The 15107-nt window shown below is 63.5% G+C and carries 17 protein-coding genes; 9 read left to right on the plus strand and 8 right to left on the minus strand.

The window, feature by feature from the left end:
• Positions 1-127: 127 nt before the first annotated feature.
• The 5 genes from E5CHR_RS30780 to E5CHR_RS30800 all read right to left on the minus strand — a co-directional run bounded on the left by E5CHR_RS30780 (position 128) and on the right by E5CHR_RS30800 (position 4554).
• Positions 128-952: a hypothetical protein gene (locus E5CHR_RS30780; protein ID WP_162584030.1), complete on the minus strand. Its 825-nt coding sequence runs from the start codon at positions 950-952 to the stop codon at positions 128-130.
• A complete protein-coding gene (locus E5CHR_RS30785) occupies positions 949-2070 on the minus strand; it encodes a hypothetical protein (protein ID WP_162584031.1) in 1122 nt (373 codons plus the stop codon). The genes E5CHR_RS30780 and E5CHR_RS30785 overlap by 4 nt, the downstream gene beginning before the upstream one ends.
• A gap of 245 nt (positions 2071-2315) precedes the next feature.
• Positions 2316-2876 carry a hypothetical protein gene (locus E5CHR_RS30790; RefSeq protein ID WP_162584032.1) on the minus strand — a complete coding sequence of 187 codons (561 nt, stop codon included), beginning with the start codon at positions 2874-2876 and terminating at the stop codon, positions 2316-2318.
• Complete coding sequence (locus tag E5CHR_RS30795) at positions 2873-3511, minus strand: hypothetical protein (protein WP_162584033.1); 639 nt, start codon at positions 3509-3511, stop codon at positions 2873-2875. Before E5CHR_RS30795 ends, E5CHR_RS30790 begins: the two co-directional genes overlap by 4 nt.
• On the minus strand, positions 3508-4554 hold the full coding sequence (locus E5CHR_RS30800) for a nucleotidyltransferase (RefSeq protein ID WP_162584034.1): 1047 nt from the start codon (positions 4552-4554) through the stop codon (positions 3508-3510). Before E5CHR_RS30800 ends, E5CHR_RS30795 begins: the two co-directional genes overlap by 4 nt.
• Positions 4555-5410: 856 nt before the next feature.
• On the opposite strand from E5CHR_RS30800, the gene E5CHR_RS32205 reads away from it, so the two are divergent.
• Together E5CHR_RS32205 and E5CHR_RS30810 are read left to right on the plus strand one after the other, a co-directional pair.
• A complete protein-coding gene (locus E5CHR_RS32205) occupies positions 5411-5755 on the plus strand; it encodes a single-stranded DNA-binding protein (protein ID WP_443083139.1) in 345 nt (114 codons plus the stop codon).
• 192 nt (positions 5756-5947) lie between these two features.
• Positions 5948-6283 carry a histone-like nucleoid-structuring protein Lsr2 gene (locus tag E5CHR_RS30810; RefSeq protein ID WP_162584036.1) on the plus strand — a complete coding sequence of 112 codons (336 nt, stop codon included), beginning with the start codon at positions 5948-5950 and terminating at the stop codon, positions 6281-6283.
• A 261-nt stretch (positions 6284-6544) separates the two neighbouring features.
• Here E5CHR_RS30810 and E5CHR_RS30815 read toward each other — a convergent pair whose 3' ends face one another.
• Positions 6545-7351, minus strand: a complete 807-nt coding sequence (locus E5CHR_RS30815; protein WP_162584037.1) for a hypothetical protein — start codon at positions 7349-7351, stop codon at positions 6545-6547.
• Between the two features lie 525 nt (positions 7352-7876).
• Here E5CHR_RS30815 and E5CHR_RS30820 point away from each other — a divergent pair.
• The 6 genes from E5CHR_RS30820 to E5CHR_RS30845 all read left to right on the plus strand — a co-directional run bounded on the left by E5CHR_RS30820 (position 7877) and on the right by E5CHR_RS30845 (position 11878).
• Positions 7877-8446: a TetR/AcrR family transcriptional regulator gene (locus tag E5CHR_RS30820; protein WP_162584038.1), complete on the plus strand. Its 570-nt coding sequence runs from the start codon at positions 7877-7879 to the stop codon at positions 8444-8446.
• A 300-nt stretch (positions 8447-8746) separates the two neighbouring features.
• The gene (locus tag E5CHR_RS30825; RefSeq protein ID WP_162584039.1) at positions 8747-9340 is read left to right on the plus strand and encodes a hypothetical protein; all 594 of its coding nucleotides are present in this window, start codon (positions 8747-8749) and stop codon (positions 9338-9340) included.
• Positions 9337-9489, plus strand: a complete 153-nt coding sequence (locus E5CHR_RS30830) for a hypothetical protein (RefSeq protein ID WP_162584040.1) — start codon at positions 9337-9339, stop codon at positions 9487-9489. Before E5CHR_RS30825 ends, E5CHR_RS30830 begins: the two co-directional genes overlap by 4 nt.
• A gap of 30 nt (positions 9490-9519) precedes the next feature.
• Entirely contained in the window at positions 9520-10773 is a 1254-nt protein-coding gene (locus E5CHR_RS30835; RefSeq protein ID WP_232062346.1) for an alpha/beta hydrolase family protein, read from the plus strand.
• An 88-nt stretch (positions 10774-10861) separates the two neighbouring features.
• Positions 10862-11368 (plus strand): DUF6790 family protein, encoded by a 507-nt coding sequence (locus E5CHR_RS30840; protein ID WP_162584041.1) that lies wholly within the window; start codon positions 10862-10864, stop codon positions 11366-11368.
• A gap of 186 nt (positions 11369-11554) precedes the next feature.
• Entirely contained in the window at positions 11555-11878 is a 324-nt protein-coding gene (locus E5CHR_RS30845) for a HEAT repeat domain-containing protein (protein WP_162584042.1), read from the plus strand.
• A 29-nt stretch (positions 11879-11907) separates the two neighbouring features.
• Here E5CHR_RS30845 and E5CHR_RS30850 read toward each other — a convergent pair whose 3' ends face one another.
• The gene (locus tag E5CHR_RS30850) at positions 11908-13074 is read right to left on the minus strand and encodes an IS30 family transposase (RefSeq protein WP_232062347.1); all 1167 of its coding nucleotides are present in this window, start codon (positions 13072-13074) and stop codon (positions 11908-11910) included.
• 198 nt (positions 13075-13272) lie between these two features.
• On the opposite strand from E5CHR_RS30850, the gene E5CHR_RS30855 reads away from it, so the two are divergent.
• Entirely contained in the window at positions 13273-13509 is a 237-nt protein-coding gene (locus E5CHR_RS30855; protein ID WP_162584044.1) for a hypothetical protein, read from the plus strand.
• 374 nt (positions 13510-13883) lie between these two features.
• On the opposite strand, the gene E5CHR_RS30860 is transcribed toward E5CHR_RS30855, so the two are convergent.
• Positions 13884-14891, minus strand: a complete 1008-nt coding sequence (locus tag E5CHR_RS30860; protein WP_162584045.1) for an RHS repeat-associated core domain-containing protein — start codon at positions 14889-14891, stop codon at positions 13884-13886.
• Between the last annotated feature and the right edge of the window lie 216 nt (positions 14892-15107).

The raw sequence follows: 15107 nt of genomic DNA on the forward strand, positions 1-15107 counted from the left end.
CTCTTGCTCGAACAGATCGGGGCAAGCCTGGACCAACAACGCCGTCACGAGAATCGCCGATTCATAACCACCTGCATCTTCGGTTCTGCCGAGACCTGTCGAGTTTCAATTCGTCGATAGTTGAGGGTTACTGAGGCCAGATGTCTAACAACTCCGTGACCAGGGCATCCCAGGAACCGAGGGTGACCTGGTTGCTGCCAGTCTCTTCGTCAATCAGCCGCCGCAGCACCGAAGTAGCGCTGGGCGTCTGAGTGTCTGCTCGAAGGAACTGCCCCGCCCGTGTCGACGTCGCCTTGGCCTCGGGATTGAGTTGGTGAGACTCGAGGCCAGCTTGCAACGTCTCGACGTCCACGGTGTAGAGCAACCGGTAGATGTCGGTGACATCTTTGCCCTTGATTCGCTCAAGCTTACGTGCGCTGATCCGCTCGTGCAGCTTGATCAACTTCGCCACGATCAACGCAGCGGGACCTGCCACCTTCAGCTCGACCTGACGATCGTCACCGGGAGTGAGCGATAACAAAAGGTTGACCTGGTGGTCGACCAAGGCCGGCTCCAGTCCGCCGGTTATTCGGGCGATTTTGTTTCCATGCGGTGGCAGCTTCGCCGCGCGCGCACCGGGCTTGATGTTGTTGCTCTGGTGCGGGCACACCATCAGATCCACCATGATCCCACTTGGGCTTTTCCACGAGCCGGGTTGGCCCCCTTCGGTGAAACCTGCCTCCAGCAGGCTGGGGGACATCTCCGGTTGCGCGGTCAACACCTCGGCGTTGATGGCCAAGTCGCCGTCAGTCGTCGTGATCGAACCGGGGATACCAGCACCCTCATCTCCGATATTCATGTAGATCGCTTGCGCACCAACGAGAATCAAGCTCTCGCTGTGATCGGATAGCGCCGTCAGTGCATCCAGCAGGGTCGCCCGAGCTGCGCGGTACTCCGGTGAAACCTCGGTCATGTCAACTCGCTTCCTGGATACAACTGATCCATCAACTGGTCTGCTTCGGCGGGGAACCTACCACCCAAGGAGTAAAGATCGGCCAGGACCTGGACAGGTACTACATCCATCACCATCCCACCTTTGAAAGGCGTCAACAGATCTTGATCATCTAGGTGACGGGGCTCTACCAGAACGACGTTTGCTGCGGCCCGATCTACAGGTACCAGCCTGAAATTCATCATCGCAGTGTCAACATCGGCGACGTAGTAAGACGCCAGCGTCAGCGGAACCACCGACAGCAGCTCGCCCTGAAGCAGACGTCGTGCCGATAGCGGCCCGGTTCGGCGTATCCCGTAGCCCGCCGGCAGATCCCACTCGCGGTCGAACACTTTCCCCAGGCCACGTGGGGCCAGCCCCCATTGAACCCTGCGGTGTGACTTCAGGATGCTGTAGTCCTGCAGCCATCGATCCAGTAAAAGCCGCCGGTCAACGCCGACGATCTGCCCTGCAGTGTCTCGCTGGATCGCGCCGAACGCCTCCAGCGCCGGGAGAACCTTCGAGATCGTGCCTGGCGACTGTTGCGTCGTTTTGGCCAGCTCTCGTACCCCCATCGGGAACCGGTTCACTGCCCACAGTGCACGCACCACGCCGCTGGCACCGGGTCCATCCAGCCGATTGATGGACCGGTTTCCGCTTGAGCTCACGGGCGGCCGCAGCGCTCCTTGGGCTTTCACCAGCAGGCTGGTGGGGCCGGCCAGCACGATGGAGACCCAGCCAGTGGTGTCTGCGAACGAGATGCCCAACCGGTCCGCGGCCTCTCGAAGAGACGCCGTTGCATACTCGACGAAGAGCATTGGCATCGAGGCTTTCTCGGACAGGCTGAATAGCTCCAACACCGAGGACAGGCCATGCAACGAGGACCGCACCTGCACTGGGATCCGAGCTGCGCGCCCTGTAGCGCCGGATCGGTCACGAACACGGATCGAGAGGTAGCCGTCGATCCCTTGATCAGCGGATTCACCTGCCTTCGGCTCCCACTCGACGTCACACCACACCAGCGTCGCGCGCACTGACGCCAGAACAGCCCTGATCAGGCGCGTATCGGAGATAGAGGTGTTTCGCATGACAGGAAACATACCATTTTCGGAAACGGTGCAGTTCAGAGGGTCAGCGGCGAGAGCGGCGCAGCTGCCTCGCGGTGGGGACTGATGTGCGCGCGGAGTGATGGTCGCTTCGTGACTTCAACTCGCTCCGCCTCATCACGATTCCGTGGATCGGTTCACGACAATCGAGCACGGCCACCTGTCGATCGGAGCGTCCGGCGGCGGAGCGACTTCGCCGCCGGCCGTCCACCAGAGGCACACTGCGGTTGCTCCAGCACTTATCGCGCGCGTATCCGCCGGAACCACAACTTCTTCAGATCGGCGGACATCGCTTCTACTAGTGCTTCTCGAGCGCCGTTGGAGAGTGCTCTGGGATAGCCCTGACCGAGCGGGATCTGAGTTTGGCGGGTCACGCTCGGTTCGCCCCATGCATCGGTCATCTGAGGGCCGGCTTCGCGTATCGCTGTGTCAGCGAAGTTTTTGAAGGCGGTCGCAACTGAGGCCGGGGCGTGCATGTCGAGAAGTGCTTGGTAGTGCGAGATCGAGGCTTTGGTGTCGGATATCGAGCTGGAGATCGCGAACCAGGTGTTGGGGTCGTCAATCTTGCGTCTGATGCGGTAGGGGGCTTCGAGGTAGGCCTCTACTGTGCCGATGGCGTCTCCGTAGAGGGTGGCGCGTTCGCTTCGTCGACCTGCGTTCTGTTGGACGGCGTAGCCGATGATCGCGACGATGGCTGCAAGGATGGCTGCTCCGCCGACGAACATGTCAGCGGAAGTGATTCCGTCGGCGACGGCGGTGCCGGCTGGTTCGATGGCAGGGTTTGGGGGTTCGTGGGTCATGCGGCGTCCGGTAGTCCGTGGGGGGCTTCGTCGCCGAGCCAGCGACCGCCATCATCGCCTCCGGTTGCGCGCCAGTGGTCTTCGTAGGCGAGGTGGTCGATGGTGATGTTGATGAGGTCGAGCAGGCCTTTGTCGGCCGTCCATCGTCGGTTGACCGGGTCGTAGGGGAAGTAGAGGCAGAGACTGCCGTCGGGCATCCGGTGTTTGGACGGCTTTCCGGGTTCAGCCCAGACCTGGGGGTAGTCCTGAGGGTGCAGGTCGTAGCAGTAGTAGTTCGGGGTCGCGTGGAAGATGATCGAGACCTCGACCAAGTCGTTGGGGCCGCGGACGTCGAGCTCTAACCGGTACTCGAGGATGCCGCGGTGTTCGATTCGGCGCAGTCGGTCTCCGTACTGGCGTCGTGCTGCGTCTTCGAGGAGGGTTTGCCAGGTGGGGGAGTTGCCGTACCAGTGCAGGGCCGGCGGCACCGGGGGCGGGGTACTCGGCAGCCAGTGGATCGGCAGGCGGGTGCAGGTGCGGCTGCCCGGCGCGGAGAGTTCAGGGGTTTGGGTTCGGCTCGAGGAGATGCTGGCCCGCCGGCCGCCGGTCTTGTGACCGGCGGCGCGGCGTTCCGTTCGAGCTTTCCGACCGCTCACGGCGCCCAGGATCGGACAGGGGTGCGATCGCGCACCAGGGGAGCCGCGACCACAGCGCTGGCAGTGGTCGCAGTCTTGGCGCGCAGGTCTGCCTGGCGCTTGACCTGCTGCTTGGTGGCCTCTTCCTCGGGGGGAGGGGGGAGCATGTCGCGGTCGTTGAAGAAGGTGGCCAGGGCCTGGACCGCAAGGACGTCGTACCCGTCGTTGGCGTAGTCGATGGCCTCTTTGAGCTTCGCGCGGGCTGCCGTCAGCTTTCGGACGAGTTCAGTTCGGTCGCCAGGGATGCTGATGCTGCCGGCAACTCCGGCCGGGTCGGGGGTGTCCCGCCAGGCCAGGTCGTTGATGGCGTGGTCGAACCAGGCCATCATGCCGTCGAGCTGGTCCATGTCCTCGCTCAGGCTGGCGAGCCCGAGTGCCTTGATGTTCCAGCTGCACAGCGGCTTGGAATGCCTGCGTGACCAGTGCTTAAGCAGGCGGATCGTTCGCGCGAAGTTGTCGTTGCTCGACTTGTGAGCTTCGCGCACCAGCCGGGTGTGGGTCTCCGGATCGGAGCGGTCCCAGGAATCGTGGTTCGGGATCCACAGCCCGGCCCAGGGGTGGTCCAGCGCGATGATGACGTCTGCAGTGAAGTCCTTCTCATCCGGATCGACCGGGGCGCCGAAGGAGACGAAGACCGAGCGCTTGCGCTTCTCCGAGTTGTAGACCCGCAGAGACGGGAACTCCTCCTTCAGCTTGTCCCGGATGGCGTTCGCGGCGCGATCCTGAAGCTTGCCCGGCCCGTTGGCGTACAGCCCGAACTCGCCATCCGGGTTCGGGACCACGATGCCGAGGTCGACGTCCGTGAGCGGTGTCAGGGCGTCTCTGTGGGCCACCGACCCGTTGGTGTAGGTGCGGCTGTCGGATCCGAACTCCTGCCGAAGCACGTACCTGATGAGGTCCCGCCGCCGGCGTGCTTCCTTCAGCTCGTCGGGGTTGACCTGGATGCGTTCCCGCGCCTCCCTGAGCACCTTCCGGAGGGCGGGAAGACCAGACGCCCCGTTCATCGCCGGCCTCGCTGGTTCAGCGGGGTGGCGGCGTCGGCTGCCAACGGCGCGGTAGTGGGGCGATCCCTGAGCCGGCGCTCGTCCCGGCGGGATTTTTGACGGATGTCGTGGCACACGGTGACAGGCGTCATCGAGTACACCTCCTAGCCCCAGTGGGGCTCTCGTAGTTGAGAGCACCGACCCCTTAGCCAGCAGGGTGGCCAAGGGTTGGGTAGGATGTAAGCCGTCGCGCCGTCCAAAGCAGACAGCTCAAATCCCACTTCGGTACTCCGGGTCCCACCCGGTGATCAGGTGGGATTTTTGCGTTGGGGTGAAGCTTATCCCGTCGGCAGTTACGTACTGTAACGCTCTCGACCGGTCCTGTCTACATCTAGTGCCGATTGAGTTGACAGTCCCCAACATATAGATCCGTGAGTCGCCTTGAGTCACTTTGGCTCGCGCCTCTTTGGCGTGCGCGCCTCGGACTTGCAGGCTTCTTCCTGTCTGCACATCAAGATCAACCGTCTGGTCAGACAGTACCACGTACCCCCGACAGGAGCGGTGCGCGAAGGCCTCTGTCGCGTCCACTGACTGACGATCAGGGGGGCAGGGGGCTTAGCAGTCTCAAGTTGCCGAGTTCTAGCGCTAGGGACAAATGAGAAGGATTTGTGGCTCCGGTCACGTGGAAGCAGTACCGGAGCTGGCACCCTTCCGCCTGCTTCGAACTGGCTCACAGACCCTTGTTGACACAACTTGCGCATGTGGATAGGATCGCTAAATCAGTGGTTAAAAAAACATTGATACTTCCTATCTAGATCCTTCCACATCCGACTTCATCACTGGGGGACCCGTGACCTACCTGGTGACCGAGGGTGAGGTGACGACCGCACCCACCTTGCGAACCGTGCAACGGTCAGGAGGTCAGGGCTATCCGGTCGCAAACTTCATGTTGAGCGTCCGGGACCGCCGGCGACGGGGAGGCGAGTGGATCGATCTTCCGGAGGAGAGCTACGACGTCGCCGTGTACGGCGACGCGGGACGACGCGCTGCCGCAGTGATCCGAATCGGCGATCGAGTCGTAGTCGCCGGCACTGTTCACAAGGAGGAACGTCCTGACACTCGCGACTGGGCAGACCCCTTCAACAGGCATCTCGAAGCCGACCACGTCGGACTGTCGACACGGTTCATGACTCCAGAGCAACGACCGGCCATCACTCGCTGACGTATGGGGCAAATTGGCCCCTCAATCTGCCAATCGACCCGCCCAACGCTTAATATGTCATGTGACGTAAATAGGGCTTCCCGGTTGAATCGACTGATCATCACCAACCCCCGGCCTGTTGAGCCCCGACACGCTCACGATGTAGGCACCTCCTAGGCAGTTACCGCGTAGCCTGCCTGCACAATTCACCACATGGCCACTCACACCAGCGTCCAGTTGATCGACGACCTCGACGGCAAGTCCGAAGCGGCCGAGACCGTGCAGTTCGCACTGGACGGCGCCGCCTTCGAGATCGACCTCACCGAATCCAACGCCGCCAAGCTCCGCAAAGCCCTAGACAGGTATGTCGCCGCCGGCCGCCGAATCCGCGCTACCAGCCCGAGCACCCGCAGGCCGGCCACCCGCAGCGAAGGCCGCAGCCGAGAGGAACTGGCACAGATCCGGGCCTGGGCTGTCGAGGCTGGCTACGAGATCGCCGACCGCGGCCGCATCGCCAAGAACATCCTCGAGGCCTACGACGCCCGCTGATTTGGACAGACAGTTCATATTGACGAGACCTGTTGCATCCCAACGCATCTCGCCGATAATAATGATTATGTCAGGTTTGGGCTGAAACAGCCTGGCGGACACCAGCTTTCGCATCACCGCCCATCGATAGACCCTTGACTCCCAACGTCATCGACAAAGACGGTAAAACCCTCAACCGCAGTCCCTTGATCCGCATGGCTGGGACGATGCAAAAGGGCCCCGCGCCGGTGGCGAGGGCCCGTTGCTGGAGCCGTTGTCAGATCAGGAGTGCGACTGACGTCGACGCTGCTTGGTCCCGAGGTAGGCAAGGCTTGCGCCGCCGGCCAGGAGCGCGAGCGCGGTGTAGAGGGCACCTTCGGGAGCAGTGCCGGTGGCGGCCAGAGCAGGACCCGCGTGGGCAGCACTCGTGGTTGCCGCGGTGGTCGCAGCCGGCGCGGCGGCTGCCGAGGTCGACGCCGCGGTGGTCGGCGCAACGCTCTCAGAACCGGACGCCGAGGTCGAGGTCGACACGACAGTCGATGCGGCGGAGTCGGTCACAGCCGGGGACGAACCGGCCGATGAGGTTGCGACCTCAGAGGAAGGTCCGATGGTGACGGTGGGCTGGATTGTGATCGACGGGGCCGAGGACACCGACGTCGGTGAAGAGACCGGGGTTTCGATCAAGGGGTTGCACAGCGTCTGATCCAGGAAGACTGCCGGGGAGAAGTTGGGATCGAAGGTGTTGGGGTCGATGGTCACGTAGGAGACGTCTTCGATGGCGGGAAGGCCCGGACCGAGGACCCAGGCGCCGTCGAAGCATCGCAGTAGGAGCAATGGCAGCGGTTCGGAAGGCTCAGTGAGCCAATACTGGCCGCTGTTGGCAGCGATGGCATCGGCCCCCGGATCGTAGGGATCTGCGCTGACAACCGCGGTAGGTGCTCCGTTCTCGTCGACGGAATAGGTGACGGTGACGTCAGCGGCAGCCGTCCCGGCTGCGAAGACGACAGTCCCGGCCACGATGCCTAGCACGATGGACGACTTTCCCAGCACACGACGCAACATCAGCAAATCCGCCGAAAGATCCCCCATTGCCCGAGTTGTCGGGTCTGTGCGGGAATTTAGCATGGCGAGTGGAACCGGACGGGCACGAGCCGGGCGCACACGATCGATGCTCGCTGCACCTCGACCACCCGACAGCGGCGTCACTCTCCCCTACCGCTACCGCTGGACCCGGCAGACATCGCCGACCTGCCCTACCGCTGTCGATGGACCCAGCAGACATCCCCGATCGGCAATGCCGGCGTGCTGCAGCCAGGAACAGAACAGACCGGTCTGCAGTCTTCGCCGCAGTAGTACTGCCAGCTCAGATGTCACCTACCTGTGCAGCAGACCCCTTCGATGGGGTGACATCCTCGGTCAGGCAGGGCTGGTGGAACATCGGGAGCGGGCGAGGTAGCCTCGCCGGTACCGATGGTCGCTCTCCGACAGGCCGCGGCACAGCTACCGATGCTCGGCCCCACGTGGTTCTCCGCCTGTCGAAGTCCGTGGTGACCGAGCTGTGTTGGTCCGGTGGAACCAGATGACCGGTCATCGGCGAGATCGAGGAGAGACGGGATGCGCCCGCACAAACGAGATGTGATTCTGCGGGCCGCTTTCGAGGTGATCGAGCGTGACGGGGTGGCCGAACTGACGATCGAGGCCGTCGCAGGAGAATGTGGTCTGACCCGGGCTGGGGTGCAGTACCACTTCGGTACGCGGGAGTTGCTGTTCCAGGCGGTGCAGGAGTGGCGTGCTGTCCGCTGGGACGGGCTCTTGCGTGACAAGCTCGGTGCGGATCCAGCGGCGGCGACGTTGGACGAGCGTCTTGCAGCTTATGCGGAGGTCAGTGAGGAACCTGCATCGACGGGGGAGTTGTTGCTGATGTTGGAGGCCTCTCGACGCCCTGAGCACCGGCATGCCTACGGCGAGGTCGCCCAGCACTGGCTGCCGGATCTGTCGCAGATCTCGCCTGACGATTCCGCTGCGGTGACCCGGCTTCTGGTCCAGGTTGCCTCGGATGGCCTGTGGGTCGCCGACTCCATCGGCTCGCCGATCCCGGCAGCGCTCCGAAAGGCCATCTCGGCCCGCATCATAGCTCTGATCAGCCACGACGTCTCCACAGGCGGTACGGACCCGGGCTGCTGAACCGGACACCGATGCTCTGAACGGATGAATCCCTGCCAGCAAACTGGACTAGTAACTTTGCGCAGTGCATAGTTGTGGCAGCGAGATGCTGCAACGCCCAGCGGGGACCTCACGACGAGATGCAAGTAGGCATGTGCCTGTCCGGCGTCTCGCGGTGATCGCTGTGCAGCCCGGGGTGTGAAGGTCTTGGGAGGCAGCGTGTTTGCACCTGTCGGGCACGTCGGAGTGTCCGATGGGTCTCTCCTTTGTCGTTTCCCTGTCCACGTCGGGTGATCCCGGCTGCAAGAAAGTGAACTGATCATGAATCCGGTCAAACTGCTTCTCGGTTTCCTGCCTTGGTTGTTGTACAGCGTGTTGACCGATCTGCCGATCGACGGGATCGCCGGCCCGGCAGCAATTCTCGCCACTGTTGTCAGTGTCGTGCTGTTGCTGGTGAACCGCAAGAACGGGATCAGCATCATCGATGCCACCAGCGCGGTGGTCTTCGGGGCGCTCACGGTAGTGGCCTTCGCCGGCGGCGCCGAGTGGATCCACGACTACGGCAGGGCCACCTCGGCTGTCGTGCTGGCCGTGGTCATGTTGATCTCGTCGGTGACGGTGCCTTTCTCGGAGCAGTATGCCCGTTCGTCGGTGCCGCAGCAGTACTGGGGCTCACCGATCTTCCGCGCGAAGAACCGCCGTATCAGCGCGTTGTGGGGTTTCACCATGCTGATCATGACCGGCTCACACCTGCTTGCCACCTTCCTGCTGGAGGAAGGCACCACGGCCGGTCAGTTCTTGCTGAATTGGTTGGTGCCGGCGCTGCTCGTGGTGCTGGCAGTCAAGCAGACCAAGCGCATGTCGGGTGATCACGTGGAGCAGGCCTCAGCCGGCGCTGCGACCACCGGGCGATGATCAGCGAGACCGCCACGATGCCGACTGCGGTCGACCTGCAGTCCGAACGCTACCTGTCCGGCTGGTTCGCCCCGATCATCGACGAGATCAACATGAAGGACCCGCGAGAGCCCACCGTTGCCCGGCAGGCCGGTACGACCGTCTCCTGACCCGTCCGTTTGCGGCCGGCTCACCCCCTGATGAGAAAGCTGAACGTCATGTCCCTGCTGCACCCCGATGCGCACCGCGTCTACCAGACCGAGTTCCTGCCCGACTCGCGCGACTACACCGTCCGGTCTCTGCTCGGCAAGACCTCCCGCGGTTGCGCCGACGCCGGCGAGGTCCTCGCCACCCTTGCCTCCGTTGACCCGTCGGACCACCGTGCGTGGTTCGATGCCTGGGTGGCCCTGGGGCGCCGTATCGCGGCCGTCGCTGCCGCCAGTGCCGCTGCCGGGCACCGCGTCTCAGCCGCCCGCGCCTATCTGCGGGCAGCCACCTATTTCGCCACCGCGGTCTCGGCCGTGGACGGTTTGGACGGCGACGAATCACCGCTGCTGCCCACCTTTCACGAGCACCGCGCATCCTGGGAAGGGTTCGTCACCACCACCGCGTGGCCGGTGGAACGGGTCGACATCCCCTACGAAGGCTCGACGATGCCGGGCTGGTTCTTCCGCCCGGACACCGCGGCCGGACCGCGCCGCACCCTGGTCGTGGTCAACGGCAGCGACGGGTCCCTGAGCGGGCTGTGGGCCGAGGCCGCCGAAGGCGCTCTGGAACGCGGCTACAACGTGCTGCTGTTCGACGGCCCCGGCCAGCAGTCCATGCTGTTCGAACGAGACATCCCGTTCCGGCCGGACTGGGGCCCGGTACTCACCCCCGTCGTTGATTTCCTGCTCGCCCGCGGCGATGTCGACCCGGACCGGCTCGCGTCGTACGCGATCAGCCAGGGCGGCTACTGGCTGCCCCAGGCCCTGACCACCGAACACCGGTTCGCCGCGGCGGTCGCCGACGGAGGCGTCGTCGACGTCGGCCGCACCTGGACCTCGCACATCCCGCACCCGGTGCTGGCCGCCTACCTCAAGGGCGACACGGCGAAGTTTGACCGGGAAATGAACCTGGGTTTTTCGGTGCCGGGCGGGAAAGCGCAACGACGCAACTGGAACTTCCGGGCCCGCCCCTACGGCATCACCGGCTTCGCCGCCACCCTGGACCAGGTCCGCAAGTACGACCTCACCGCTGCCGCCGGACATATCACCACCCCACTGCTGGTCACCGACTGCGAAGACGAACAGTTCTTCCCAGGCCAGGCCGCCGAGCTCGCGAAACTCGTGCCCACCGCAGAGCTGATCACGTTCACCGCGCAAGAAGGCGCCCGGTTCCACTGCCAGCCCATGGCCCGCGAACTCACCGAGCAGCGAGTCTTCGACTGGCTCGACGAACAGCTGCACCCCTGAGACCCCACCGGCCCGCTCCATCACCACCCGCCTGATTTCGCCCCGCCCGCACCTTGCGCCGACGCCACCATCCAGAACGGAACCCACGATGACCACCCCCGCCCGTACGACCCCAGCCACCTCGAAGATCCACACCCTGCTCGGCGGGATCCTGCCGTTCATCGGCCTCATCCTGTTCACCGTCGCCACCGTCATCCAGCTCGCCAGCGGCCTGGACCACGGCTGGCAACAACAGATGCTCGGCAACGCCGTCACCTACCTCATCGGCTGGGCCATGCTCGGTGCCGGCGTTGCGCACCTGCTGTTCGGCAAACACATCTCCAAGACCATCGGCTTCAAAGCCGACCGCTACGAGTTCGAGGTCGGCGCCGCCGACTTCTCCATGGGCCTTGTCGCTCTCCTGGTCGCCGGCTCCGCCCCGCAGTACTGGTGGGCGATCATCCTGGCCAGCTCCATCTACCGGGTGCTGTGCGGGATCGGCCACATCCGCTCCATGATCCAGGACCGCAACTTCACCCCCAACAACACCGCCATCCTGTTCATCAACTTCGCCGTCCCGGTGTTCCTGGTCGCCGGCTACCTGGCCTGGACCTGACCACCGCGCCTTCACCGCGGAACCTCGCACCACTGCATAGTCACCTGCCCCGACACCACTGCTGGTTCAGCTCAAGGGGTCAACGCACCACGGCTGGACGAAACTACTGCGCTGCGCAGTCTTTCATGCTGCGTTATGGCCTCCGCGGTTACCGTCGAGACATTATGCCTCTCTAGGATCGTCGGTATGGTCAGTGACTTCGTGCGCGGGATGGCGATGATGCGTAAGCATGACCCGCAAACACAGGAGGATGGGTTCGGACTGGTGAAACGGGTCGCTGCTGAACACGCAGACGAACTAGTCGTTGCGCACTCGGAGGAAGCTGACCCAGGCCTGCGGAACTGGCTGCTCGAGCTGCTTGTCGAGGCACAATCCCCGGAAGCACTACCGATCTTTGCCAGGGCACTCGAGCTCGACGCCACCCGTCATTGGGGTGAAGCGGGCCTCCTGAAGCTGAACACGAAGGAGGCCAGAGCCGTTCTCTGGAGACACGGACAGAACCAGTTCTAGTAGCCCAACCTGCGCGCGCAGTTCGAGTTTCAGGACTCGGCCGCTGCCCGCCGAACGCTCGCTGGCGCCTGAGCCAGCATCTGCAGGTAGATCTCGTTCGGTGTCCGCCAACCAAGCACCGCCCGTGGGCGGCTATTGAGTCGATCGGCGAATCCGTCCAGCTCTGGCTGGTCGTGAACGGAGATATTGCCGTTCTTGTTCAGGTACTGGCGCAGCAGCCCGTTGGTGTTCTCGTTCGTCCCTCGCTGCCACGGGCTCCGGGCCGCGCAGAAGAACACCGGGCACCCTGTCTGCTCAGTGAACCCGCGATGGTCAGCCATCTCCCGACCGCGGTCCCACGTCAACGACTTCACCATCGACCCCGGCAACCGGCCGAACGCCGCCACAAGAGCAGCCCGCACCGCCGGCGCTTTCATCCCGTCCGGCAACGCCACCAGCATCACCAGTCGGCTCGTCCTTTCCACGAGCGTGATCACAGCCGACGGGCGCTTACCCATGATCAGATCCCCCTCCCAATGACCGGCGATCTTCCGCAGCTCGACTTCCTCAGGACGATCGGTGATCGGCACCATGTTCTTAATCCTGGGCTTGATTTGAGAACCGCTGGCCCGCTTCGGATACCGCATCAGTCGACCCGACCGCAGCGCCCGGACCAGTTGCGCCCGCACCGCCCGACGAGCCGGCGTGAACAACTCCAGGTAGATCGTCTCGTGGCTGACCCGCATGGACACGTCACTGGGGAAGTCGGTTACCAGGCGGTGACTGATCTGCTGCGGGGACCAATCCCAGCCCAGCTGCATCTCGACCACCCGCCGCAGCTCCGCATTCATCGACAGCTTCGAGACCTTCGGTCGCCGGCCCCGCTCGAACGCGGCCTCGTCGGCCGCCAACGCTCGGTACTTCGCCGCGCCACCGTTGCGGGCGATCTCCCTACTCACGCTGCTTGGCGCCCTGCCCAGTCGGCCGGCGATGACCCGGCAGGACTCGCCCAACGCCAAGCCGCGGGAGATCTCCTCCCGCTCTTGCATCGTCAGATGACGCGGCGAGCGACACCGTGCCGGCGGCCGGATTCCGCCCGTCTGCTGCAAGAACCGCCGAACTCGTTGCATTGGCATGTCGACCTCGCGGGCGACCGCCGAGATCGATCGGCCCGCCTTGAACTCAACCCACACCCGGTCTTGCTGCTCCAGTGACATGCCGAAACCATGCACGACGCCTCCGATCGCTGATCAACGAGAGTGGTGCGTTGACCCCTGGAGACCGCCATCGTTTGCGAGCTAAGTTTCGGGCCGCACGCCCGGACCCCTCCTGCGAGACCACTGCGGAGACGGCGCCTGTCTGGGCTCGAAGGTGCTGATCCAGCCGCAACCAGGCGCTTCGTGTTAGAAACTTGCATGACTTCCGATACGGACGACTCCAGCATCATCAGCGAGTGCTTGTGGGCGGCAGCCGACGGACCGTTCTTCCCCGACTGGGAATTCTCAACTTTGTTCGGCCTTTCTCGCGAAGAGGTGCGAGACCTTATCTGCGTCTTCTTATCTTTATCGGCGCTCTCGGCCCTTCTTTCTTTTATACACCAACGCGCCAATTATACCCGCCACCATGCAGATTCCTCCGATCACAAGAGCTGATGTTCCACGCGACTCCAGACTTTCGTTGGGACTCATGTAGAAGAGCGCGCTGGCTACGAATAGAAGTGGTCCACACGCTATGATCACAAAGAAGGGATTGATTCTTTTCATCATCAGTCCTACTTGATCAGGAACCAAGAGCTCCGATTGTAAGGATGACTGCACCCACAAGAAGTATCAGCCCTGTGATACGCGATCCCCCCCACCAACTTGGTTCGAGACCAACTCGGGAGGAAATCGCTGCATCCATACGTTCGTTCACCGCCTGAGCGGTACCAGGCTTGAGCAGGAAAAATAGGCCGATAACGAGGCAAAGTGCTGCCCCTATCCAGAACGCAATGCTTGACATCTTGACCTTTCTTGACGCATCTTGCCTAGTCCCCGCATGATTCGATGCATGCCTCGGTGAATTTCTGAGCAGCACCCACAGCCCGATCAGCCTCTCGGGCGACGGCTTTGCTGGCACCTAGTTTGGCTGCTCCTTTCGCTCCAAGCATACCAAGACCTGATCCGATGGCGCCCTCGATCACTTCGCCACCAGCCCCTGCCCAATCGCCTTCCAATGCTTTGTCGGTCGCTTTGATCCCGGTAGCGGCCAGACCCAGTGCACCTCCGATTGGCCCTGGGACAGCCGCTGACACCCAGTCGACCACTTCACCAATATCCTCAAGCAAGTCCAACCCGGTGGAATCGCTATAGGTGATGGGATTGGACGCGGAGTAGAGGTAGCGGTTGGCTTCTTGTCCGGAGGGGTCGGGCTGGTTGAAGCGGCCGATAGTGGGGTCGTAGTAGCGGACGCCGAGTTTGGTCAGGCCCGTGGTGTTGTCGTAGAAACCGCCGATGTAGCGCCAAGGGTTCGCCGCGGCCTGGGTTCCGGTCTGGGTGGTGATGTCGCCGAAAGGCCCGTAGGTGTAGCTCGCGGTGGTGGTTTGGGCCTGGTTGGTGAGCAGCAGGATGGAGCCTTGCCGGTCGGTGGTGTAGTAGCTGCTGTTGCTGCCTGTGCGTAGGGCGATCAGGTTGCCTTTATTGTCGCGGATGTACTGGGTGGTGACGCCGGCGGTGCTGGAGGTGGTGACGGCGCCGAGAAGTCCGGTGCCGAGGGTAGCGCCGGCGGCGGTGACGCGTTGGTCGTTGGTGGAGCCGGCGTAGGTGTAGCTTGCGGCGCCGCCGGTGGTGGTAGAGGCGAGCTGGTCGTAGTTCGAGGTCCAGGTGTTGGTGCCGGAGATCCCGCCCGTGAGTTGGTTGCCGTTGCCGTCGTAGGTGTAGGCGGTGCCGCCGGCGGGTGTGATGCAGCCGGTACCTGTGGTGGCCGCACGCCAGCACAGTTGGTCGGCAGCGTTATAGCCGTAGTGGGTGGTGACGCCGGCGATGGTCTGGGACAAGCGATTGCTGTTGTTGTCGTAGGTCCAGGAACTGACGTTGGCGCCGCTGGTGGCGGAGGTGAGTCGGTTGAGCTGGTCGTAGCCGTACGTGGTGACGGTGCCGCTGCGGGTTGCGCGGTTGGAGCGATAGTCTCGGCAGCCCTAGGCGGAGTTGGTTGTGGGCCAGGCGCAGGCGTAGGCGCGATCGGAGGTGTCGTTGGCGGATTCGTCACTGGC

Origin of the sequence: Variovorax sp. PBS-H4 (assembly GCF_901827205.1) — a bacterium.
Classification (GTDB): domain Bacteria; phylum Pseudomonadota; class Gammaproteobacteria; order Burkholderiales; family Burkholderiaceae_C; genus Variovorax.

Excerpts from the sequence above, each read along its gene's own strand:
- E5CHR_RS30780 (WP_162584030.1), bottom strand. The coding sequence starts at position 952 with ATGACCGAGGTTTCACCGGAGTACCGCGCAGCTCGGGCGACCCTGCTG.
- E5CHR_RS30785 (WP_162584031.1), bottom strand. The coding sequence starts at position 2,070 with ATGTTTCCTGTCATGCGAAACACCTCTATCTCCGATACGCGCCTGATC.
- E5CHR_RS30790 (WP_162584032.1), bottom strand. The coding sequence starts at position 2,876 with ATGACCCACGAACCCCCAAACCCTGCCATCGAACCAGCCGGCACCGCC.
- E5CHR_RS30800 (WP_162584034.1), bottom strand. The coding sequence starts at position 4,554 with ATGAACGGGGCGTCTGGTCTTCCCGCCCTCCGGAAGGTGCTCAGGGAG.
- E5CHR_RS30810 (WP_162584036.1), top strand. The coding sequence starts at position 5,948 with ATGGCCACTCACACCAGCGTCCAGTTGATCGACGACCTCGACGGCAAG.
- E5CHR_RS30815 (WP_162584037.1), bottom strand. The coding sequence starts at position 7,351 with ATGGGGGATCTTTCGGCGGATTTGCTGATGTTGCGTCGTGTGCTGGGA.
- E5CHR_RS30820 (WP_162584038.1), top strand. The coding sequence starts at position 7,877 with ATGCGCCCGCACAAACGAGATGTGATTCTGCGGGCCGCTTTCGAGGTG.
- E5CHR_RS30825 (WP_162584039.1), top strand. The coding sequence starts at position 8,747 with ATGAATCCGGTCAAACTGCTTCTCGGTTTCCTGCCTTGGTTGTTGTAC.
- E5CHR_RS30830 (WP_162584040.1), top strand. The coding sequence starts at position 9,337 with ATGATCAGCGAGACCGCCACGATGCCGACTGCGGTCGACCTGCAGTCC.
- E5CHR_RS30835 (WP_232062346.1), top strand. The coding sequence starts at position 9,520 with ATGAGAAAGCTGAACGTCATGTCCCTGCTGCACCCCGATGCGCACCGC.
- E5CHR_RS30840 (WP_162584041.1), top strand. The coding sequence starts at position 10,862 with ATGACCACCCCCGCCCGTACGACCCCAGCCACCTCGAAGATCCACACC.
- E5CHR_RS30845 (WP_162584042.1), top strand. The coding sequence starts at position 11,555 with ATGGTCAGTGACTTCGTGCGCGGGATGGCGATGATGCGTAAGCATGAC.
- E5CHR_RS30850 (WP_232062347.1), bottom strand. The coding sequence starts at position 13,074 with ATGTCACTGGAGCAGCAAGACCGGGTGTGGGTTGAGTTCAAGGCGGGC.
- E5CHR_RS30855 (WP_162584044.1), top strand. The coding sequence starts at position 13,273 with ATGACTTCCGATACGGACGACTCCAGCATCATCAGCGAGTGCTTGTGG.